Annotated in this window: 20 protein-coding genes; 19 read left to right on the forward strand and 1 reads right to left on the reverse strand. The window is 32.2% G+C overall.

The genetic code is table 11. From position 1 onward, the window contains the following. Positions 1-4: 4 nt before the first annotated feature. The 4 genes from bsdtb5_RS01605 to bsdtb5_RS01620 all read left to right on the forward strand — a co-directional run bounded on the left by bsdtb5_RS01605 (position 5) and on the right by bsdtb5_RS01620 (position 1,731). A complete protein-coding gene (locus bsdtb5_RS01605) occupies positions 5-421 on the forward strand; it encodes a phosphotransferase (protein WP_271714306.1) in 417 nt (138 codons plus the stop codon). Next, positions 403-963, forward strand: a complete 561-nt coding sequence (locus bsdtb5_RS01610) for a phosphotransferase (protein ID WP_271714307.1) — start codon at positions 403-405, stop codon at positions 961-963. Before bsdtb5_RS01605 ends, bsdtb5_RS01610 begins: the two co-directional genes overlap by 19 nt. A 121-nt stretch (positions 964-1,084) precedes the next feature. Continuing rightward, positions 1,085-1,498: a DUF3788 domain-containing protein gene (locus tag bsdtb5_RS01615; protein WP_271714308.1), complete on the forward strand. Its 414-nt coding sequence runs from the start codon at positions 1,085-1,087 to the stop codon at positions 1,496-1,498. Next, positions 1,498-1,731, forward strand: a complete 234-nt coding sequence (locus tag bsdtb5_RS01620) for a hypothetical protein (protein ID WP_271714309.1) — start codon at positions 1,498-1,500, stop codon at positions 1,729-1,731. The genes bsdtb5_RS01615 and bsdtb5_RS01620 overlap by 1 nt, the downstream gene beginning before the upstream one ends. Before the next feature lie 227 nt (positions 1,732-1,958). On the opposite strand, the gene bsdtb5_RS01625 is transcribed toward bsdtb5_RS01620, so the two are convergent. Then, the gene (locus bsdtb5_RS01625) at positions 1,959-2,231 is read right to left on the reverse strand and encodes a PqqD family peptide modification chaperone (protein WP_271714310.1); all 273 of its coding nucleotides are present in this window, start codon (positions 2,229-2,231) and stop codon (positions 1,959-1,961) included. Positions 2,232-2,456: 225 nt separating this feature from the next. Here bsdtb5_RS01625 and pssE point away from each other — a divergent pair, with 225 nt between their 5' ends. From pssE to bsdtb5_RS01700, 15 genes are all read left to right on the forward strand, one after another. Then, a complete protein-coding gene (gene pssE / locus bsdtb5_RS01630) occupies positions 2,457-2,951 on the forward strand; it encodes a PssE/Cps14G family polysaccharide biosynthesis glycosyltransferase (protein WP_271714311.1) in 495 nt (164 codons plus the stop codon). Between the two features lie 70 nt (positions 2,952-3,021). Further along, positions 3,022-3,516, forward strand: a complete 495-nt coding sequence (pssD, locus tag bsdtb5_RS01635) for a PssD/Cps14F family polysaccharide biosynthesis glycosyltransferase (protein WP_271714312.1) — start codon at positions 3,022-3,024, stop codon at positions 3,514-3,516. A gap of 47 nt (positions 3,517-3,563) precedes the next feature. Further along, complete coding sequence (locus bsdtb5_RS01640) at positions 3,564-4,943, forward strand: polysaccharide biosynthesis tyrosine autokinase (protein ID WP_271714313.1); 1,380 nt, start codon at positions 3,564-3,566, stop codon at positions 4,941-4,943. 9 nt (positions 4,944-4,952) lie between these two features. Further along, a complete protein-coding gene (locus tag bsdtb5_RS01645) occupies positions 4,953-5,930 on the forward strand; it encodes a glycosyltransferase (protein WP_271714314.1) in 978 nt (325 codons plus the stop codon). 4 nt (positions 5,931-5,934) lie between these two features. Then, the gene (locus bsdtb5_RS01650) at positions 5,935-6,864 is read left to right on the forward strand and encodes a glycosyltransferase (RefSeq protein ID WP_271714315.1); all 930 of its coding nucleotides are present in this window, start codon (positions 5,935-5,937) and stop codon (positions 6,862-6,864) included. Positions 6,865-6,877: 13 nt separating this feature from the next. Beyond that, the gene (locus tag bsdtb5_RS01655; RefSeq protein WP_271714316.1) at positions 6,878-8,278 is read left to right on the forward strand and encodes a hypothetical protein; all 1,401 of its coding nucleotides are present in this window, start codon (positions 6,878-6,880) and stop codon (positions 8,276-8,278) included. A 31-nt stretch (positions 8,279-8,309) separates the two neighbouring features. After that, positions 8,310-9,335: a glycosyltransferase family 2 protein gene (locus bsdtb5_RS01660; protein ID WP_271714317.1), complete on the forward strand. Its 1,026-nt coding sequence runs from the start codon at positions 8,310-8,312 to the stop codon at positions 9,333-9,335. After that, positions 9,332-10,285, forward strand: a complete 954-nt coding sequence (locus bsdtb5_RS01665; protein ID WP_271714318.1) for a capsular polysaccharide synthesis protein — start codon at positions 9,332-9,334, stop codon at positions 10,283-10,285. The genes bsdtb5_RS01660 and bsdtb5_RS01665 overlap by 4 nt, the downstream gene beginning before the upstream one ends. Beyond that, positions 10,285-11,145 (forward strand): glycosyltransferase family 32 protein, encoded by an 861-nt coding sequence (locus bsdtb5_RS01670; RefSeq protein WP_271714319.1) that lies wholly within the window; start codon positions 10,285-10,287, stop codon positions 11,143-11,145. Before bsdtb5_RS01665 ends, bsdtb5_RS01670 begins: the two co-directional genes overlap by 1 nt. Positions 11,146-11,161: 16 nt before the next feature. Further along, positions 11,162-13,252 (forward strand): CotH kinase family protein, encoded by a 2,091-nt coding sequence (locus bsdtb5_RS01675; RefSeq protein WP_271714320.1) that lies wholly within the window; start codon positions 11,162-11,164, stop codon positions 13,250-13,252. Between the two features lie 13 nt (positions 13,253-13,265). Next, positions 13,266-14,447, forward strand: coding sequence for a nucleotidyltransferase domain-containing protein (locus bsdtb5_RS01680; RefSeq protein WP_271714321.1), 1,182 nt, complete (start codon positions 13,266-13,268; stop codon positions 14,445-14,447). A 7-nt stretch (positions 14,448-14,454) separates the two neighbouring features. Beyond that, positions 14,455-15,999: a lipopolysaccharide biosynthesis protein gene (locus tag bsdtb5_RS01685; RefSeq protein ID WP_271714322.1), complete on the forward strand. Its 1,545-nt coding sequence runs from the start codon at positions 14,455-14,457 to the stop codon at positions 15,997-15,999. Beyond that, on the forward strand, positions 15,996-18,038 hold the full coding sequence (locus bsdtb5_RS01690; protein ID WP_271714323.1) for a glycosyltransferase: 2,043 nt from the start codon (positions 15,996-15,998) through the stop codon (positions 18,036-18,038). The genes bsdtb5_RS01685 and bsdtb5_RS01690 overlap by 4 nt, the downstream gene beginning before the upstream one ends. 174 nt (positions 18,039-18,212) lie before the next feature. Further along, positions 18,213-20,933 carry a glycoside hydrolase family 5 protein gene (locus tag bsdtb5_RS01695; RefSeq protein WP_271714324.1) on the forward strand — a complete coding sequence of 907 codons (2,721 nt, stop codon included), beginning with the start codon at positions 18,213-18,215 and terminating at the stop codon, positions 20,931-20,933. Between the two features lie 256 nt (positions 20,934-21,189). Continuing rightward, entirely contained in the window at positions 21,190-23,610 is a 2,421-nt protein-coding gene (locus bsdtb5_RS01700; RefSeq protein ID WP_271714325.1) for a glycoside hydrolase family 5 protein, read from the forward strand. Position 23,611 lies beyond the last annotated feature (1 nt).

A 23,611-nucleotide genomic window follows, 5' to 3' on the forward strand; every position in this document is an offset into this window, starting at 1 on the left:
GGTAATGAAAATGGATAATATTATACAATGTGATGATCAAACATATGATATAGACATAATTATAAAAGTTTTTGAAAGAAATATGAAACAAAGTGTGTGCTCGGTACATAGATATGAAAATGTAACAAATAACACTGTGTATAGAATTGATACCAAATTGAAGTCTTACATTTTTAAGATATATAGATCAGGATGGCCGGAGGAGGGTAAGCTTTTATTTATTGACAAAAAGCTTACCGAGCATGAAATTCCGCATGCCAAAATCTTTGTTTACAACCGAGATAATAAAGAATTCACGAACGGTTATTTAATAGAGGAATGTTTGCCAGGCACAACTGCTGATCGGATTACTATGTCGAATAATCAAACCATTGAATTATTTAGAAAGCTTGGTTATTTAGTTTGCAGATACACCAAATAAAGCTAAAAGGTTATGGATATATCGGTGGTGGAGTAGCTGATTGCTCAAAATTTTCAGAGTTTATGTATAATAGCTTTGATGAGAATACCAATAATTTACTTGCGCAAAACCTTGTAAAACGTGATGAAATAGAAACAACTTGGAGTGGAATTTATCAAAGATTGAAAGTATGTGATAAATATCCCCCTGTGCTCTGCCACACCGACCTCTCTAAAAAAAATGTTCTTATCAATGAGAATGACATAACGCTAATTGATTGGGATGATGCTTATTCTCTCTGCTGGGTAGCTGATGTTGCTCATTTAACCTTATGGATGAAATATGAGTATGGTAACAATGCAGAAGTTTACCGTAAGGCTTTTCTGGACAACTATAAGACTGAGCATGATATGAACGCTTTTTGTGAAACAGAAGACTTGCTCCATGTGCGTTATGGTTTGGAAAACCTTAATTATTTCATCGGCACACCACAATATGATAGCTTTAAAGCAATTCTGAAGGACTCTGTAAAAAGATGTGGAATGAAATTGGAAATTCTATAAGAATTAGATGACGAAAAAGGGTTCGCTAACTTTCACTATAATCCTGAAGACTATCAAGCAGAATATAGGTTTTGGCTACCTATCAAGAAGAAATAGCTATGGTTTTGGAGGTGTAAATACTTTGTATGAAAGAATGTTAGACAAGCAGACGGTACCTTCATTTGATGAAATGATTACTTATTGTGGTGATGCCGGAGAGTTGTGGACAGAGTTGGACCAATATCTAAAGGATAAGCTTAATATGAAAGGTTGCATTCGATTTCCGTATGGGAACAAATATGGCTGGAGTATGAAGTATAGCTATAAAAGCAAACATATATGCGACGTATTTGCAGAAAATAGTGCGTTTATGGTATTAATCCGCATTTCAGATGATGCAATCAAACCGATTTATAATGAATTAAGTATATATGCCAAAGCGGTATGGGATAACAAATATCCTTGTGGAAGCGGAGGCTGGCTCAATTACCGTATTACGAACAAAGAGCAAATGCAGGACTTGATGAAGATAATAGGTATCAAAGGAGGATATTGATGAAAGTCGAAAATAAGATAGGACAAGATTTCGATTCATTAGCACAGCGTATTATATATTCATATGTAGCTACATATCCAGACTTTAAGCCTGTGGAACATGGTGTCTGCTACGAATCGCAAAAGCAGATGCATGATTTTATAGCAGATACTTTGCTCTTGCTATATGAACATACCGAAATATTAGGAGTTGCTATTGTACCGGATGCATATTATGAAAATTGGGCACTTTAATCTGTGACAATGAAACCCAAAAGAAATGTCCTTTATATCCTAACTTAACATGGAATTATATTAACACAAATGACCTTAATAATATGATTAGACTTTTTGAATTTTCAGAAAGTTTATTATAAAATCATACCGACCGACTAATTAAGATTTAATATATTAAAAATACAAAAAAGTCGCTAACCCTACAAAATCAGGGGTTAGCGACTTTTTTGTTTGTAAATAATGTTCTACTCCAAACTGATAAATTTATAACCTTCAAGCTGTGTTAAAAAAGCATAAGTACTTTCACGACAGACATCCTCAGATACATCATAAACCATCATCAGTCGCTTTAATATATCCTGAACTATAATAGGTTCTTGTATGTAATCCCATATTTCATTAGCAGCTCCTTTTAATAGGAAGTAATTTCCTGTTGAAAAGTCAATCATTACTTTTTCACCATCGAGGTCAGTAACGTCTAAATTTATAACTAATTTCACTTTGCTATTATCATTCATAAATACCTCCAAAATGTAAAAATATGGTAATATTATAACGGTTCATTCATAATAAATCAATCCTTAAAAACAGTAAAGTTTTATAAGATAGTCTGGATGTAAATTCCTAAGTAAATAAAATATTAATGATATTCATAATAAATATAATGAATATAAAATAGTTACAACCATATACTGTAAATAAATGGAAACACATTTTAAAAATAATTTTTGGGTGGGATATATATGATATTTGTTGTATTAGGAACACAAAAGTTTCAATTAAACAGATTACTTAAGGAAGTTGATGATTTAATCGAACGTGGAGATATTACAGAGGAAGTCATGGCCCAAATCGGTTTTTCAGATTATGAACCTAAGAATTATAAGTATTATCGTTTTTTGGACAAGGATCAATTTGATAATTATATTGCTGGTTCCACAATGGTAATAACACATAGCGGAGTAGGTTCTATATTAGCTGCGTTAAAAGTTAAGAAACCTGTAGTAATCTATCCAAGACTGAAAAAATATCATGAACATGTGGATGATCATCAACTTGATATTGCACGTGCATTTGAGAAAAAGAAATATGTAATATGTAAACATGATGATGAAACATTAGCACAGGCCATGCAGCGATGTGATGAGTATCCATTCGAAGAGTATGTTTCTAATACGAATAATATCATTGGAATGATACAGGATTTTTTAGACAAGAATACGATACATATTAGCTAGTCAAATCAATTAATTCAAATAGCATAGGATCGTTAAGGAGATATGTAAAGAAAACTGAAAGGAGAAATTTATGGAGAAAATTTGTTTTACAGCCTCCTTAGGTGGGCATTTAGAGGAAATAGCCAAACTTTCAATATTGGGTGAACATCAGGATATATTTCTTGTAACGGAAAGAGGAGATTTTAAAGAACTGAGTTTTTGCAAGAAAGTATATTATTTGAGTCAAATAAATCGAAAAGAAATACTTTTTATACCAAAACTCATAAAAACTTTCTTTCAATCGTTCTACATTCTATTGAAGGAAAAGCCTTCGAGTATTATATCTACAGGGGCACTTGTAACTTTTCCAATTTGCTTATTAGGCAAACTGATGGGTTTAAGAATAATTTATATAGAGTCATTTGCAAGAGTGGACACAGCGTCCCTAACAGGACGTTGGATGTATAAAATCGCTGATTTGTTTATTGTACAATGGGATGATTTGCTTGAAATATATCCAAAAGCAAAATATGGAGGAGGTATCTTTTTATGTTTAGAAGCTGTTCAGGATGAAGATTATTCTTAATAAAAAAGGCCTAGTAACTAAAAAAATACGTTTTAAGGAGATAAAAAATGTTTGAAACCTTATTAACTAATTTTTACTTTGATAAAATTATCCAGATAATAAAAAATAAACTAAAATATATTATATTAATATCAATACTATTTGCTTTAGCAGGAGGCGCTTATGGCACTTACTATAAATCATCAACTTATGTAGGGCAAATATCCTTTTATGTTTACAGTAATAAGGATTATATTTCGGATAGTAGTGTTAATATCAATAGTTTAGATTTTACACAAGCTAAAAATCTGGTGTCCAGTTATATGCAGATTCTGCGAAGTAATACATTTCTTGAAAGAGTACAGAAAGAATTAGGGATATCTTATTCTGTCGATTATTTAAGAAGTAATATAAGTGCTGTTTCAATAGAGGATACCGCAGTCTTTAGTGTAAATGTATATAATCCAAATCCTGAGGATGCTATGAATATAGCAAATGCCATAGGTGAACTTGCACCAAACGAAATAATAAGAATAGTCAAATCTGGTGGAATTGAAGTATTAGATAAAGCAGAATTACCTACAGTTCCATATCAGTCAACTAGTGTGACAAAGTTGATATTAATTGGTGCCTTAGGTGGATTGGTACTAGCTTTCGTATTGTTTTTATCTTTTGGTTTATTAGATACAACGATTCAAAAGAGAAAAGATATAGAGGATATTTTTAAGATTCCAATCTTAGGGGATGTGCCTCTGATGATTGCATCTAGCAAAAAACATGAGATAAATAAGATTCTAAGTTTGGATAGCCCGTTTGGACTAAGGGAAGCTTACAATAATATTAGAGCAAATTTACGATTGACTGGGAATCTTAAACGATGTCCAGTTTATGCAATTACTAGTGCAGATTCAGCGGAAGGTAAAACTTTAAATGCAGTTAATATAGCCATTTCCTATACGCAAATTGATAAGAAGGTATTGCTCATTGATGCTGATATGAGAAAAAGAAGTATGAGTACCATGCTAGATATTGATGAATCAGATGGACTTAGTGAATATCTGGCAGGAATTGTTGATACTCAACCAATTATACAATATCTTGATAATCTATTTGTTATATCTGCGGGTATGATGCCACCAAATCCTGCAGATCTGTTATCCAGTTCTAGGTGGAATGAATTGTTGGAATACTGTAAGAAGGAGTTCGATGTTATTTTTATCGATTTACCTCCAGTTGGTATTGTATCGGATGCGCTTTTATTATCCAATAGTACAACTGCATATCTATTAATTACGAGAGAAAAAGTCTCGAAATTTGACAGAGAAAAAAAGGTTGTACTCCAGTTAGAAGCGTTAAAAGCAAACATTTGTGGGTTTATTTATAATGGAATATCTATGAAATCGAAGGATTATACATATAACAAATATGGAAAAGATTATTTTGGTTAGGAGGTTTTTATGGTTAATGTAAGTATTATTGTTCCTGTCTATAATACGGAGAAGTACCTACAAAGATGCTTAGATTCCTTAGTGAACCAAACTTTAGAGGAGTTAGAGATTATTCTTATTGATGATGGTTCCATAGATACCTCCAATCAGATTATGAGGGAATACGAAAAAGAATATCCCAACAGAGTGAAAGTATATACCAAAGAAAATGGTGGGCAAGCAACGGCAAGAAATATGGGGGTATTAAAGAGTTCAGGAAAATATATTGGTTTTGTTGATTCGGATGATTATGTGGATACAAGTATGTTTGAATCCATGTACCAGATGGCTGAAGAAGAAAAGTGTGATATGGTGGAGTGTCATTACCATTATCTTTGTGAAGAAGGTAAAGCAATAAAGGAATATAAAGCAAGAGGAAATGTGAGACAATTCAAGAATCAAAAAGATATGTTTATTAATCCGCAGGTTTCACCTTGGAATAAACTATATCGAAGAGAAGTTCTTATGCATTCGGGCGTTGATTTCCCAGACGGATATATCTATGAAGATACCGCTTTTTATATTAAAACAATTCCATTTATAAAAAAAGAGAAATATATTGATGAGCAATTTGTATATTATTATCTAAGGGGTAACTCCACTATGAACGTCAATAAAAGCCGGAGAGTGGGAGATATCATTCCTGTTATGGAGAATATATTGGACTTTTATATAAATAATCAATTGTATGACGTATATCAAGAGGAACTTGAATATTTTTGTGTGAAAACACTACTTTGTAGTTCACTATCTAGAATTGGTAGGATTAAAGATCACAGTATAGCAAAAGAGCTATATGATAACACTTTTTCTTTTATTAATGAACGATTTCCTAATTATAAACATAATCAATACTTTAGCGGGAAAATAGGAATCTATAGTAGGCTAGTTAATCGAAGAAATAGTAAATATATAGGAAAAGTATTAGGTTTCGTTTTGAAAGGATAAGCATATGAAAGTATCAGTTGCAATGGCGACCTATAATGGAGCCAATTACATAGAAGAGCAATTAGACTCTATTCTAATGCAAACAAGAGCTGTTGATGAAGTGATTATCTGTGATGACTGTTCTAAGGATCAGACAGTAACTATTGTGAAGGAATATATTAATAATCATCAATTGCAGAACCATTGGAGTATAGAGGTTAATACAGAGAATATTGGATATGGCTCTAATTTTGTACAGGCAATCATGAAAACGACAGGAGATATTATATTCTTTTGCGATCAAGATGATATCTGGGCGGAGGATAGGGTTGATATTATGACAACTCTTATGGAAGAAAATAAACATATTCTCATGTTAGGCTCTGAGTTTGAGCCATATATATGCTCAGAGGATGCTCCATCCATTCCATCTTGGGAGCTTGCACGCTTAAAAGGAAATAACGAACTGGAACATCTAAAGTTGAAAGAAAAAAATATGTTTATAGGATGCGAAGGGTGCAGTATGTGTATCAGAAAGAATTTCTTCTGTCAGATATTACCCTACTGGTATAAAGGATGGGCACATGATGAATTTGTTTGGAAAATGTCATTATGTATGGATGGTGCCTATGTATATCATGGTATCACCTTAAAGAGAAGATTACATTCTAGCAATGTCACAATGCATAAAATGAGGGATCTAAATAAGCGTGTTATATTCTTAGAGGATTTATTGAGGAGTCATGAGGTTATGATGCAATTCGCCAAAGATCTAAAAATGAATAAAGAAGCAATTGGAATAATTAATCGCAACATAATCTCAGTGAAATTACGAATTGAATTATTAAGAGATAAAAAATATTTTAACACATTAAAATTATGCATCTGGTATTTTAATTGTTATCATAGCCAAAAGTCGATTCCTGTAGAATTGTACATGTCATTAAAAGGATAAGAAGGAGTGGGAAATGGATAAGACAATAACGATGACTGATAGTAAATATATAAAGCCTTCAAAAAAAATTAAAGTATTTTTCTGGGCCTCCATTGTATTCTTGTTTACTCTCTTTGTTTTGCCACAATACTTTGGAATACCATTTCCACTTTTTGATTTTACTGTCATTCGAATTATGATAATCGTAATGATCCTCTTGATATTTGGAGAGAAGCAAAGACAACAACAATTATTTGAGGTTATGAGTCGAACCTATAGTAAGGTTTTAATTCCGTATCTTATCGTATTAACCTATACTTTAGTACTGCGTGTGGATATTAATGCACTGTTAAATCCACTAATTGAATTAATTTCCCTTTATCTCTTGATTTATATCATTCAGTATTGTCTTGGAATAAAGAAAACTTTACATTATCTTCTGATTTTTTCTTATATTATTGCGTTTTTAGGATTAATAGAATTTGTGATACACAGGTCACCCTTCTCCTATCTGGAAACGATTAAGGGGATATATACGGGAGCTTTTATTAGATCAGGTCAATATCGGATTATGGGACCAGCTATCCATTCATTAGGATATGGACTTATGTTAATAATCATGATCCCAATATGCTGCTTTGACATCGAAAAGCAAGAAATTAATATTTTAAAAAATAAACTTTTATTTCTTGCAATAGCAGCTAACATTTTCTTCACTGGTTCTCGCTCAACACTTATTGTTTTTTTTCTGGAAGTAGTTATGTTAGCTTTGTTTTCTCCTAAAGTAAATAAGAAAAAGTTTTTTATTATAGGAGGAGTATTTATAGTCATATTTATTTCAATGCTGATTGTGTTTAGAAACATACCTTTTATTAATAGCATCATAATTCAGATTGTAAGTGTGATTGATGAATTGTTGGGTACGACGTATTCTGTGAAATTTGGAGCTGATATTAGTGCACTGAGCAGCAGTTCTCATTATAGGGAGCAATTGAAGTATATTTTTCAAATAGACTGGTTGAACCCATGGATTGGATTAGGTCGTAAAAGAAGTTTTGCGTGTGAGATTAACGGATCATTTATTCAGTCAGTGGATAATTTCTATATAGCGGAATACATACGATATGCTTATCCGGGAATGATTAGTTACATCATATTTTTATTATATTTTTTGATTCGCATGTTAAAGAATAGTATTCAAAAGAAATCACAAATAAGTAAAATGCTTTTCATTGGATCATTAGGTTTTTGTATCAATTTGTTATGGGTTGATTCTTTGCAGACATTTAAATATTTATATATTCTCTTTGCCATCTTTAGCTGTTTACCAGAGAACTATGAAAACCTTATAAATGGAAAGAGAAGGAGGGTTAAGGTTATCTCAAAATACATAAAAAATCGTGATGAGGTAATCAATTTAGAAGAGAACGAATAAGATAAATAGTATTAGCAATAAGGAGGATGCCATGGAGATTGTAAGTATAATAATTCCTGTATACAATTGTAAAGATTATCTAGAAGACTGCCTTACTCATGTAATAAAGCAGACTTACGAATGGATTGAAGTGATCTTAATTGATGATGGTAGTATGGATTCCTCCGGTAGAATCTGCGATGATTATGCTAGAGGGGATAATCGAATAACCGTATATCATAGGAAGAACGAAGGGGTAAGTGCCTCAAGAAATTATGGACTAGAGCATTCATCAGGAAAATATATATTGTTTGTGGATGCTGATGATGTAATGGAAACAGATATGGTAGAAAAGTGTATTCATTTGGCTGAATGCAACCAGGCGGAATTGGTTATCTGTAGTTTTAAATACCATATTATAAAGGATAATAGAATCGTTGAGAATAGCTTAGGTAGTGATTTTTTGGGTACCAAGGAAGAATTATTTGGGCAATGGTTTAATATACTGGTGGAGAAAGAAATATTGAATCCACCTTGGAATAAATTCATCAGAAAGGATCTACTAGATAACAATCACATTCGATTTAATAAGCAGTTTTCCATTTGTGAGGATATGGCTTTTTCAATACAAGTACTTGATGCTAGTAGAAAAACAGTGCTTACAAAAAACATGCTTTATAATTACTATTTAAAATCATCGGGTACTCTAGTGTTCAAGTTTCATGAAAATTTTATAGAAGCATTGTCATACTTTTATGAGAATGCATATGGATATTGTAAAAAATATAAAAATAATGATAGACAACTAAAGACCATTCATACTTTATATTTAAATCGCATATTTATGTTTATCAACCAAATCTGTACAATATCATGTTGGGATAAAGAGAAAATGGACAAGACAATGAAAAAAATTGTTCAAAGTAAACAATTCTTAACTGCATATAGAAGTGTCAGGTTAAAGGGTAAAAAAAAGATAATAGGTACTATATTAAAAAATGAGCAATTTTGGTTAATACATATTTTATATAGCTTTAAGACAAAAGCACTAAAAATAAGCGGGGGGAGATTACTGTGACTGGAAGTGAAAAGATAAAAAAGGTTGGATATAAAATAGAAGATCGAATGTTATTCGGCTCTGTATATGATCATTTCATGCTTAAATTAAAGTATGATACTCCACCCCTAAGTTTTTTATATAACGTAATGATTGGGCAAAAACACAGAATGCTTTACTACAAAAGATTAAAGAAGATATTCTGGAAGGAATGTACTAAAAATCCGTATTGGGAGAAGAATGAAAAGATAGCAAATAAAGATACGGTATGGTTTTGTTGGCTTCAGGGAATTAATGAAGCACCCGAGGTGGTAAAGCGTTGCTTAGAATCCATCAGGAGGAATATGAAGGATAAAAATATCATTATTCTAGATCAAAATAATATATTTGATTATATCGAGTTGCCAGATTACATTATGGAAAAATGGAGAGCCGGAATTATTGGAAATGCACATTTTTCGGATCTTATACGATTAGAGTTGTTAATTCGACATGGTGGACTTTGGATTGATGCTACCGTATTTTGTACAGATACAAAGCTATTAGAGTATATTAAGGATCAGCCAATCTTTATGTTTAGCTTTTACTACTTTGGTTTTAATCCAGAGATCATGATGGCAAATAATTGGATGCTATATGGAACTAGCAACCAAAATATATATTGTTTAACAAGAGAATTTTTGTACCAATATTGGCGTAAATATAATAGGGCAGTTAATTATTTTATCTTTCAATTATTTATGACTATGGCAATTGAATATTACAAAGCTGAATTTGACAAAATGCCAATTGTAAGTCAAGTAGATGCACATATCCTATCAACCTATATTTTTGATAGCTATGATTCAAATAAATATGAGTTGTTAAAGAGTCAGACAGGTATACATAAATTAAGTACTAGGTTTGATCAGGAATCTATAAAACAAAAAGATACCTTTTATGACAGGATTATTCGGAGAGGAGAATATTAGTGAAAGAAAACATAGATTCACAACAAAAGGAAGGACAAATCCCTAAAATTATTCACTATTGTTGGTTTGGTGGTGCACCGATACCGGATAGCTTACAAAAATGCATTGATTCTTGGAAACTATTAGATGGTTATAAGATTATGCGATGGGATGAAAGTAATTGTAGTTTTGATGAAAATGAATTTGTCAAAAAAACTTATCAAGAAAAGCAGCTTGGTTTTATTGGTGATTACTATCGACTAAAAGCAGTGTATGAATACGGTGGTATCTATTTAGATACTGATGTGAAGGTATGTAAGTCATTTGATAGTTTATTGAATTATAAAGCATTTTTAAACTTTATCTTTGATTGCTCTGTTGGAACTGCAATCATTGGTGCCAAGCCAAAGAATCCGTTAATTAAAAATCTATTGGATATGTACGAAGCTACAACATTCGGTAATACAACGAATGGAAAATTATTTGAGTGGAAGAAAAACCAATTAATTGTGAATGGATACGCAACCAGTAATTATTATTATACCTATTACATCTTAAAACATTATCCAGAATTTCAACTGAATAATAAGTTTCAAGACTTGGGCAATTTTGTTATTTTCCCAAAGGAATATTTTGAAATAGGAACACTTACAGGTGATCATTATGCAATTCATTTATGTTCAGGGGAATGGCGTATAAAGAATGATGGTAAAAAGAGTATGAAAGATCAAGTAAAACAAATACTTACAAAATGGCCTTATCTTTATGAAAAGGTTCAAATTATGGTGAGAAAACGCAGATATGATGGTTTAAAGAAAGATATTCCTTTTTATGAATATTATCTAGCTCAAAAAGAACATAGAGAATTACCTGAATTGTAGAAACGGAGGCATGAACATGAATTCAAGGCACAAAGGATCTATGTATAATAAATTTCCAATAAAAGATACACTTGTTATTCTAGTAAGTCTTGTTGGCATAGTTATTTTGATATTCATGGTGAAATATTCAAAGGATAGGGAAAGAATAGAGCAAAAGGAACTGCTAGAGACTAGTAGTAATAATACTACATTAGACAAAATCCCTTTATCAAAAGCATTATCGCTAGTAAGCATTAATGAAGTCAACCAGTCAGGATGGATAGAATTGTATAATAAGGATAGGTGTAGCGATGTCGAATTATCGAATTGTTATATAACAGTAAACGGTGAGAAGAAGTATACATTTCCTGCATCGGATATTCTAGAACATGGTAAATATTCATGTGTTGATGGGCTGGGAAAGTTAGGCGTCTCAGAACATGATATTATTGGAGTCTATAATGAAAATGGTGAAGACCTAAAGAATCTATTGGTACCCAGCCTAAAGACGGATGAAAGCTATGGATGCAAACAAGATGGTGATATTAGTTATGGATACGTAACCTCCTCAAAGGGGAAAACTAATAATAAGAGCGATAATATAGCAAGGAATGAATTGAATTTTTCTGTTCCAGGAGGCTTTTATAATGAACGTTTTCAACTAGAAATCAAGGCTGGGGAAGGGGATAAAATATATTATACATTGGATGGTTCTGATCCAACAAAAGAGTCACAAGTTTATGATAAGCCTATTCTGATTGAGAATAAGAGTGGATCTAATATAAAATATGCTACTTTAGATGGGATGGAATATTTGAATTACTACAAACCCTCTAGTATTACCATGGGTGTAATTGTACGAGCAATGGCTGTAAACAGTCAAGGGAAAAGTAGTGAGATTAAAACGCAATCCTATTTTGTAGGTATCAAAGATGCAAGTGATATGAAAAACATGTCTGTTTTATCCATTGTAAGCGACCCCAAAGACCTTTTTGATTATTTTGACGGAATCTATGTTTCTGGCAGCAGTCATGAAGAGGCACTAGCAAAAGGTGAAGATGGTGGTGGAACTGCTAATTATTTAAATGGTTGGGAAAAAGAAGCTCATGTAGAGTTTTTTGAACCACAAAAAGATAAAACATTCGAGGGTAATATGTTAATTAGTATCATCAAAGATATTAGTGTCACACAACCGCAGAAAAGTCTTCTATTAACAGCAAACGGAGGGGCTTTTCAGGGATCTAGTCTATCAGGCTATTATAACAATATTAGTAACCAGTTAGTAGTTCAAACAAATAAGAGAGACAATCTATATAAAATAAGAGAGTATCTAGTAGCCAAATTACTAGAAAGTACTACGGTTGGTACACCAGATATTACTCCATGTAATGTTTTTATTGATGGAGAGTATTGGGGCGGTTATATGCTGAGATCAGAGTATGATGAAGCATACATTAGGAAACATTACGGCTTAAAAGAAGACAACGTATTAATAGCTGTAAATGGTAAGATTGATAAAAAGTGGGAGTATCAAAAAGAAATTGATAGGTTATACAATTATATAAAGAAACATGATTTAAAGAACAAGAAAAATTATGAATGGGTAAAAGCACATATGGATGTGCAAAACTATTTAGAGTATTTTTGTACAAATATATATTTAGCAAATGCAGAATATGGACAGGACAAATTAGTGATGTGGAGGTCTATCAATGAAAACGATAAAGCTTATAATGACGGTAAATGGCGCTTTTTGCTACCTAAATTAGACAACACCATGGCGAATGAGACAGCGAGTGATATAGCAACAAGTAGTATCAATACTTTTCTACAACCAGGAGTTACGAATGATGTAATTTTTAAATCATTAATAAAAAATAAAGAATTTAGGGAGCAACTCCTTGAGGTTATGACAAAAATAACGAATGAAATATTTTCGGAAGAGAAAGTGAATTCAGCAATTACTGCAATTTCTGAACTGACACAAAAAATGGTTGAAAGCAGTTATAAACGGTTTATTGGAATTCCTGGATATTCTTTTTATAAAGACGAAATCAATAAGATTGAAAACTTCTTTCATGAAAGAAAGAATTATATCTTACGATATACAAAGGAGCTAATAAATTAGGGAGGAATTGATCATGTTAAGGATAATGCAATATCTGGGTGAATTGGTGCTTGCACAATTAGATAATAAAAAGCCTAGCAACATACCTGAGGGTATTCAGGTGGAAGAATTGGAATACATAGCGTGCAACAACCATATGAACTATATCATTTTGCAGGCCTTACTAAAGACCGATTTACCAGAAGAAAAAAAAGCAAGTATGAAGTCGATCATTATGCAAAGTACAATTCTTTCCTTAACGCAAGTAGGTTGCATTAGGGAACTGGAAGAAAGATTGGAACAGGAAGGCATATATCATCAGATATTAAAAGGCTCTGTTATAAAAAGAATATATCCCTCTCCTGAAATGAGAGAAATGAGCGATATTGATGTAATGATCTATGATGAGAATATGAACAGAGCAAAAAGGGTAGTGGAAGGAATGGGTTTTACATTATTATGTTCCATAAAGCATCATGATATCTATGTAAAACCACCTTTTTTAACCATTGAATTGCACTACGAATTATTTAGTAAGAATGTTAATCAGAACCAGTATGATTATTTTCACAATGAAAAGCATACGAATGTAAAAGAAGGGAGAAAGTATGCTTTACAATTTAGTACCGAAGACTTTTATGTATATTTAATTGTACATATGGCGAAGCACTTTTATGAGGCGGGGTGTGGGATACGTAATGTTGTAGATATTTATTATTATCGTCGGTTATATCAAGTGGCATGGGACGAAGTATACATAGAAAATAAATTGGAAGAGTGTGGAGTGTTAGAATTTGAAAAGCGCGTTCACACTTTGGCTAGGGTATGGCTAGGTGGAGAAGAGATAGATAAATTCTCACAAAATCTATTTGAATACTTGGTGGAATGTGGAATCTATGGTAAAGGTGAAAATGGAATATGGGGACAAATAGCAACACTTAATCATACTCCAATCATTAAAAATAAATCACATGCAAGATTGTGGTACTACTTTCCACCAATATCTTATATGCAAAGAGATTACCCATGGTTAATAAAACAGCCTCATTTACTAGGCTTAGCATGGGGCATTCGAGCAATTACTGGATTATTTAACAAAGAAGGAAGAAAAAAGAGAGAGATGTTATTAGATATAGATAACGATAAAGTGAACAAAATATATGAAATCTATAAAGGCATGCAATTAAACTTTAAAAATGAAAAAACCAAAGGATAGGATTAGGATGGGTACAGGTCGTATTAAAAATTCAACTTATAATATATTATCTGGATTTTTGTATCAACTAATAACCTTAATTATGAGCTTTCTATCAAGAACTGTATTTATCAGAACGTTAGGAATCGAGTATCTAGGTATAAATAGTGTTTATGCAGATGTATTAAATCTTCTTTGCATGGTGGATTTAGGATTTAATACTACGATAGCATATAGCTTATATAAACCATTAGCTGAACAAGATGAAAAGAAATTGACAGGATTAATATGTTTCTATAAAAAAATATATCGGGTAATTGCAATAGCGGTTACCCTTATAGGTCTTGCAGTCATACCGTTTTTAAAACTAATCATCAATACAGACAAAGAAATACCACATCTAGTTCTTTATTATCTTTTTTCTTTGGCAGGTGTGGTAATCTCTTATTTATTTGTTTACAGAGCTACTATTTTAACTGCGGATCAGAAGAATTATGAGGTGCTTAAGATATCTATATGGATTATGTTGAGCAAAATGATATTACAGATAGGTTTCTTGTTACTTTTGAAAAATTATATCGTTTATCTGACAATTGGTGTATTAAGTCAGTTTATAAATAATCTGATTGTGTCAAAAAAGGCAGACAGTATGTATCCATACATACGAAATAAAGAACGAATTAGTCTAGAAGAGGAAAGATCTATTTTTTCTAATCTGAAATCAGTTTTTATATATAAAATTAGTGGAACTATGTTTACTGCAACGGATAATATCTTAATATCTTTCATCGTTGGAACGACCATGGTTGGTTTATATTCAAATTACCTAATGGTAAGTAGCAAATTATTATTGATTATACAGATTATCTTTTCTGCAATTACGGCTAGTATAGGAAATGTAATAGTGAAAGATGATTCGGAGAAAAGATATGAGGTATTTAGCGCTGTTCAAACAGTCAGTTTTATTCTCTGTGGAATTATAATAAGTGAATTCTGTATTATGGCAAATGATCTGATATTTACCTGGTTAGGCGGCAGATTGACTATAAGCTCTACAGCAATTTTGGCTTTAACAATAAATACATATTTATCCTGTGTATTACAACCTTTATGGGTATATCGAGATGCTACTGGTTTATACATGAAGACAAAATATATTATGCTACTTGGCGCAGTGCTTAACATTGTATTATCAATTATTATGGGAAACTTATGGGGGTTAACAGGAATTCTTTTAGCTTCTGCAGTGTCAAGACTTAGTACTTATTTTTGGTATGAACCTAAAATCTTATTTAAGGAGTACTTTGAGCGAAAAGCTACGGGGTATTATTTATCGCTTCTAAGTAATGCTATCTTGGTGACAAGCAATATTATCTTATTGTCTCTGCTATCTCGTAATATCATTGTGAATGGATGGTTGATGTTAATTGTAAAAGGCGCATTTGTAGGAATCTTTAGTACAGTTATATTTTGTATGGCATATGCACGTACTGAAGGATTTCAGATTATAAAAAATAAGGTCGAATTAATAATAAGTAAAGCTTGTGGAGGTAAATGGAGGAAGACTACATGAATAAAGAAGGAGACTTGATTACTATTATTGTACCTATATATAAAGTAGAGGATTATCTAAATAAATGTATAGAATCTATTAGAAAACAGACTTATCAAAATATTGAAATTATATTAGTTGATGATGGATCACCAGACAAATGTCCACAAATATGTGATAAATATTCAGAAATAGATGAACGAATTCGGGTGATTCATCAAGTGAATGGTGGTCTATCCAGTGCTAGAAACAGAGGGATTGACATTGCAAAGGGCAAATTTATTGGATTTGTAGATAGCGATGATTATATTGAGCCTACCATGTTTGAAAGACTTTATGATGGAATACAAAGATATGATTGCGATATAGCTATCTGTAGGCATTATGTTGAAGTAAAGGATAAACTACTAATAGATATGCCACCAGTGGATAGGGAATGTGTTTATGATTCAAAAATAGCAAACCAGTATTTGATCGAAGATAAAGCAATTAGAAGTTATGCATGGGATAAGCTTTATAAGGCTGAACTTTTTCATAAGATTCGATTCCCCGTAGGGCGTAACTATGAGGATATTGCTACAACATATAAGCTATTTGACCAAGCAAAAGTTATTTGCCAACTACAGAGTTATGAATATTATTATCAAATAAGAGAAAATTGTATCTCAGATAATAGAAGTATAGATAAGTGGTATAAGAATTGTAGAGATATCGTTATTAGTATGAGTGAGAGATATGAATATTTCTCGAATAAGAGAGATCTAAAGCTCAAGGAGTTATCCTTTGCTAAGCTAGTTCCTTACCTAATCACATATATGAAGCTAGGATATCAGTTAAGATCTTATCATGATTTAGACCATTATAAACAGTTTTTGAAAAAACATAAGGAAGAGATAAGCAGGAATCCATATATATCTAAAAAAAATAAAACAATAGCACTTTGTTTAACCTATCCTAATACAATCTGCTCCATAGGTATACCAATAATGGATAGGATGAAAAAGGTTTCAATGATAGGAAAGGTTTATCATAAGGTAAATGATTTCATCCTTATAAGAAAAAAATTTGATTTTTCGTTGCAGCAGGGTAAGAAACTTCGGTTATTTTTGTTTGAAACACCTTGCTTTGATAATATGGGTGACCATGCAATTGCATATGCTGGAAAAATGTTCTTTGAAAAGTTGACCCAAGAAATACCAGAGATACAAATAATTGAGGTAAGCGGTTGGGATACCCTTATGGCTGTAAGACAATTGAAAAAGGAAAAACGAAAGAATGATGTGTTTATCTGTCAGGGTGGAGGAAATATGGGGAATCTCTATCTTTTTGCAGAAGAATTTAGACGCAAAATAATGAAAGCATTCTCTGATCATGTGATTATTGTATTTCCACAGACGATATTCTTTACTGAGGACAAACATGGTCTAAGAGAGTTAGAAAAGAGTAAGAAGATATATAACAGATGTAGTAAACTTACCCTGTTAGCTAGAGATCAAGTATCCTATGACCGAATGAAGAAGTCATTTAAATGTAGGGTTATTCCTATGGTGGATGTGGTTACTTCAATTGATGCGACAGAATATGCAGCGAAGAAGCGGGAAGGAAGCATAATATGCTTACGATCAGACAAGGAAAGCGCATTGTCAAAAGAGGACAATAAGAAGATACGTATAATATGTGAACAATTCTTTCTGAATAGTTTAATAACGGATACAGTTACTTTGGAAGATATCAATGTGGAAGAAAGAGATGATGCATTAAAAGCAAAATGGAGCTTGTTTGGTAAAGCTGAGATGGTCGTAACGGACAGACTTCATGGCATGATCTTTTCTTTAATTACGGGGACACCATGTATTGTATTAGGTAATAACCATCATAAAGTAAAGGAAACTTATAATACTTTAGCAAAATGTGATTATCTTTATTATGTAGATTCCATTGATGAAGTTGCAAGTACAATTGAGAAGATAAAGAATAAAGCAATGCCTGCCTCCATAACTCGATTTGATGATGAATTTAAACAACTAAATTCCTATCTTGTCGAAATAATTAAGGGTTAACAAGGGCTTTCATTTATTTCATATATTGTTATCGTATATTTTTAATGAAAATCCACCTTTCGTCTATTATTGACTTACACAAATAATTCAGGCTCATCATATTATAATATATGACAAAATATAACAAAATCCATTATATTCTGTCAAATTATTATCGATGGGAGATTGATAAGTATGCAATATGAAAAATTAATCAATCGCGAGGGTGAACAAGATATTACTGATTTTAGTAAAAATAATAGATACATTAATGCCCAGAAGGTGTCAGCATATGAACTACCAACATCGAAAGACTCCCAGAGTACTTACACAATAATTAGTGAGATGAATTACCAGAACGATTGGATACAGGGTAAAATTGATAAAACTTATATTAGCTTAAATTACTATTTACAAACGGAGCAGAATTATTACAAGGCATTGGTTAATGATAATTCTTATCGTATGCTCATTCATAAATATAATCAAGATAGTACAAAAGGAGAATATATTGACGTAGGTAATGGTGATATTTTCTACATTGATGATTCGGTGGAATTCATAACAATAGCCATCTATAAGTACGAGAATAGAAGAATCATAGAGAATCATGCAGAGAATATGTGGAAGGATATACAAAATGGGCTTAAGTTCTCACTAGAAAAAGTCATTAATTTAAATGAACATAATATGGATAAGGAACTACTCTCAGGGGAGACCAATATAGAATCCTTAAGTAATTCATATAATTACAGAAAGGGCTGGTTTAAGAGCTGGGGTGGGGCATTTGAGAACTCAGAAGGAAGTCTATGTACTAGAAATTTTTATAAGGTGGATGGCAAACCCTATATATTCAATACAAATGATTCCCGAATCACCTTAACAATTACTGAGTACGATGCAAATGGTAAATGGTTAAAATACAATGCGGCACTAAAAAATGGTGGTATCTTTATCAAACAACCTACAACTTCATATATCGGACTCACAATTCGAAGTCAAAAATGGGGAGTGGACCTCTATACTCTGTTCGAAAATGGCTTAATCATTGATCTTGCAAATGAACAGTATATCGGTAAAACAGAAACCATAAATATTAGCAATGCAAGTTTTTCTAATATTAATAACTGGAAGGCAGGATCCTATCTTTATGAAACAGGAGAATTTGTAATCACAAACAACAAAATATGCTATGATCATTTCTGTCAGGTGGGTGAAGAATATTACGTCGTACATTTACCTGGTGGTTATATGAAGATGAGTATTCTTGAACTAGATCAGGACGGAAAAGTAATATACAACAATGAATTACAAAGTGGACAGAAATGGAAGAAGAGGAGTAATACAGATAAAATTGCGATTACTGTTTATGGAAACGGAAAATCATTTACGATAGCTGATTATAAAAATAGTATAACTAACTATCCAACCTTTGGATTAGAAAAATATATAAGATATACTCATAACACATTAATGAAAGATATTACAGCAGGTGAGTATGTTAACCATATAAATGTCGGTTGGAATCTAGGCAACTCTTTAGATTCTAAGTCAGCAAACAGAAACGACCCAGCTAATCTAAAACAGGAACTGAATTGGGGAAGTCCTTATATTACAAAAGACTTGATTGATTATGTGGCGATTAAGGGATTTAATACGATTCGTATACCAGTAACTTGGTATTATAACACTTCTGTAGATGAAACGGGTTCTATAAAAGTGAGTGATGAATGGATGAATAGGGTTCAGGATGTTGTGGATTATGCAATAGCTAACAATATGTATGTCATTCTCAATGCACATCATGAGCAACCAATTATATATACAGGAACTGATGATACTTCAATGAAACAGGTATTAAAAAATGCTAAGGAGTTGTGGGGGCAAATTGCAGAGCATTTTAAAACCTATGATGAGCATCTAAGTTTCGAGGCCTACAATGAAGTAGATAACATAGAGCGAAGTTGGAATTACAGTGATAAAGCGGCCGCTCAGATGAATGAGCTTAATCAGGTTTTTGTAGATACCGTTCGAGGTACCGGAGAAAATAATTCTAGGCGAATCTTAGTAATCCCAACCTTATTAGATGGCGCGGATTCCAGATTTTATTCTGCTTTTCGTATGCCAATCGATTATGTCTCTAACAAAATTGCAGTTCAGGTGCATATCTATACTAAGAAATTTAATCAAAATATCAATAGTGACTTTTCTGAATTAAAGGGATTTTCAGATAGAATAAAAGCACCAATCATGATTGGAGAGTTTGGAACTACTATATCCTATCCATTGCTTGATCTTAGGCCAGAGCAAGCTTCTAATTTTGTCGCAAGAGCCGCCCAGTATGGAATAAAGAGTATCTGGTGGGATAATGGATCTGATTACAAAATAATTGACCGTAGAGATTACTTAACTTCAAATATGGAGATGATAAATGCCTTGTTAGAAGGTTCAACTGGGATAGGATATATTGTAGAAAAGGAAGTAGTTCTTAATAGTCCGATGCAGTTTGTATACTTAACGCCAAATATTAAAACAGGAGAGTTATATAATACTTATTGGGGAACTATGACAACGAATATCGAAGGAAGCGGGATTCCAGTTCAGGAGGGTACTACCTGCTCTTTAAGTATAAAGGCTGTGAATGGAGCTGCAAGTGTGTGGTTACAAAGATTACTATTCTATGATGCGAATGGGGTTTTACTCCAGAGTGGGAATGAGATACAATCAAAATACTATTTAAAGACGATTCCAGAAGGCGCTGCTTTTATAAGAGCATCCTTTAATAGCCCAACTGTAAACATTTCTTTGAATGACTATAAAAGATATTTAGATAATGGATACATCGAACTCAGTGTTTGTTTCTTTCATTCGAACGACGTAAAAAGAATTCAATTACCTATCACACCTTATGTTTAATTGAATATAATTATTCAGTACATCCAAAATTACGAATTAAATTAGGTATATAACATTAACGTGTGTAATATAAATTAATATATAGATAGCCAGACTGGATTAATTTATATCCATTTCTGGCTATTGTAACAGGAATAATTAATTTAACCAAAAGATTGGTAGAGGGGGAATTTACACACGCAAAAGTGCCATGCCTCGCAGGGTACTATGAAACTTTTTTTGTTCATTGTAAAGCGTAGTTGTATAGAGAATAGGTATGAGAAGAATAAAAATTAAGAAAATTGTTATTGTTAGTATTTTATCGTTTTTTATGATTATGGGTATTGTATATTATATTACCAAACACAATGAAATGGATTATGATACGGCACAGGTAGAACATGAAATGATTGATCGTGAAGCGAATCAAGTTGACGTAAGTAGCTATAAAAAAGATATAACCTTAATATCCAAATCAGAAACAATATCTAACCAAGTTCCCACAATAAAGGATTCTGAGAACGCATACGAGGTAATAAGTACATTAGATCAAAAGGATTCTTGGTTTTACGAAAACTTTGAGAATACAAAAGAAAGTCAGATGGGTGGCAATGTGTATCTAAGTTTGAAATATTATTTACAAATTCAGAACGCTATAATAAGAGTCAATGTAAATGACAATTCTTATCGTATGATCATCAATGAATACAATGAAGACTATAAAAATATTGGCTATGTTGATTTATGTAATGGTGATATTTATCATGAGATGGATTCAGCAAAATACATTACCATTTCTATATATAACCTTAATAATGGACGTAGTATTGAGAAAAGCAAGAGCGAGATTAAAAAGGATTTAAAGAATGGACTTTCATTTTCCTTATCAAGAATTGAGGATTTAGCTAAACTCTCTACAGAGAAAGAACAATTAACCGGTGAGGTTAATATAGAATCTTTAAGTAATTACTATAATTACAGAAAAGGCTGGTATCAGAGCTGGGGAGGAACCTATGAGTACTCAGAAGGCAGTATGTGTACCAGAAACTTTTATAAAGTTGATGGTAAGCCTTATATATATAATGTTAACGACTCAAGAATAACTCTTGAAATTACAGAATACGATAAAAACGGAAAGTGGGTAAAATATAATAATTCATTAATCAATGGTGGTACCTTTAAAAAGCAACCTAAAACTTCGTATATAGGTATAGCAATAAGAAGTCGAAAATGGGGAGCCAATATAGATTCCATTTTTCAGAATGGTCTTAGGATTGATCTAGCCAGGAAGAGTCATATGACGAATACGAATACTTGTAATTTCGATGACGTAGATTTCGAGGATACGAATTTATGGAAACCTGGTGCATATCTTTATGAAACTGGTGAATATATTATTGAAGATAACAAAATATGTTATAACACATTTTGCAAAATCGGAAGTGAAGATTATACTGTGAATTTGCCGAATGGTTATCTGAAAATGAGTATACTAGAATTAAATAAGGATGGCAAGGTTCTACGAAATAGCGAATTACAAAGTGGACAAAAGTGGAAGAAACTAAATAAAACAGACAAAATTGCGCTTACTGTTTATGGATATAATAAAAAATATAGTGTGAGTGAGTTGAAAGAATTAGTTAGTGAATATTCAGGTTTTGGTCTGAAATTATATGAACGGTATACTCATAGCACTCAAATGAATGAATTGACAGCCAGTCAATTTGTTAACATGATAAATGTTGGATGGAATTTAGGCAATTCTCTGGATTCTAAGTCAGAGAAAAGAAATGTCCCTGCAAATTTGAAGCAGGAACTAAATTGGGGTAATCCATATATTACAGAGGGGTTAATTAATTATGTAGCGAAAGCTGGATTTAATACTATTCGTATTCCAGTTACATGGTATTACAATACATACGAAGATCAAAATGGTAATTTAGTAATCAATGAGGAATGGTTAAATAGGATTCAGGATGTTGTTGATTATGCAATAAAGAATAATATGTATGTTATTCTAAATACCCATCATGAACAACCAATCATATATACAGGAACAGATGATAAAACAATAATAAAAGTATTAAATAACGCGAAGGAACTATGGACACAGATTGCAGAACGTTTTAAAACATATGATGAACATCTAATATTTGAAGCCTACAATGAAGTTGATAACATAGAAAAGAGCTGGAATTATAGTGATAAGGCAGCAGCACAGATGAATCAGTTAAATCAGGTTTTTGTTGATACTGTTAGAGGCACAGGTGGAAATAATGGGAATCGTATTTTAGTAGTTCCGACATTATTAGATGGTACAGATTCGAATTTTTATGCTGCATTTAATATGCCAAAGGATATTGTTACAGATAAGATTGCAGTTGAAGTGCATTTCTATACCAAGGAATACAATCAAGATATTGAAAATAATTTTATTGGAATGTCAATTTTTTCAAAGAGTATAAATGCACCAATTATAATAGGTGAATTTGGAACGAGGGATTTCTACCCCGCGCCTGAGCTAAGAGCAAAACAAGCCGCTAACTATGTTACAAGAGCAGCAAAATATGGATTGAAATGCATCTGGTGGGACAATGGTTCTGATTATAAATTAATAGATCGCAGGGATTTTAGAAAATCAGATTTCGAAATGATAAAAGCTTTGCTAGAAGCAATGCTAACAGCATGCAAGGGATAGG

This window comes from Anaeromicropila herbilytica, assembly GCF_016591975.1.
Classification (GTDB): domain Bacteria; phylum Bacillota; class Clostridia; order Lachnospirales; family Lachnospiraceae; genus Anaeromicropila; species Anaeromicropila herbilytica.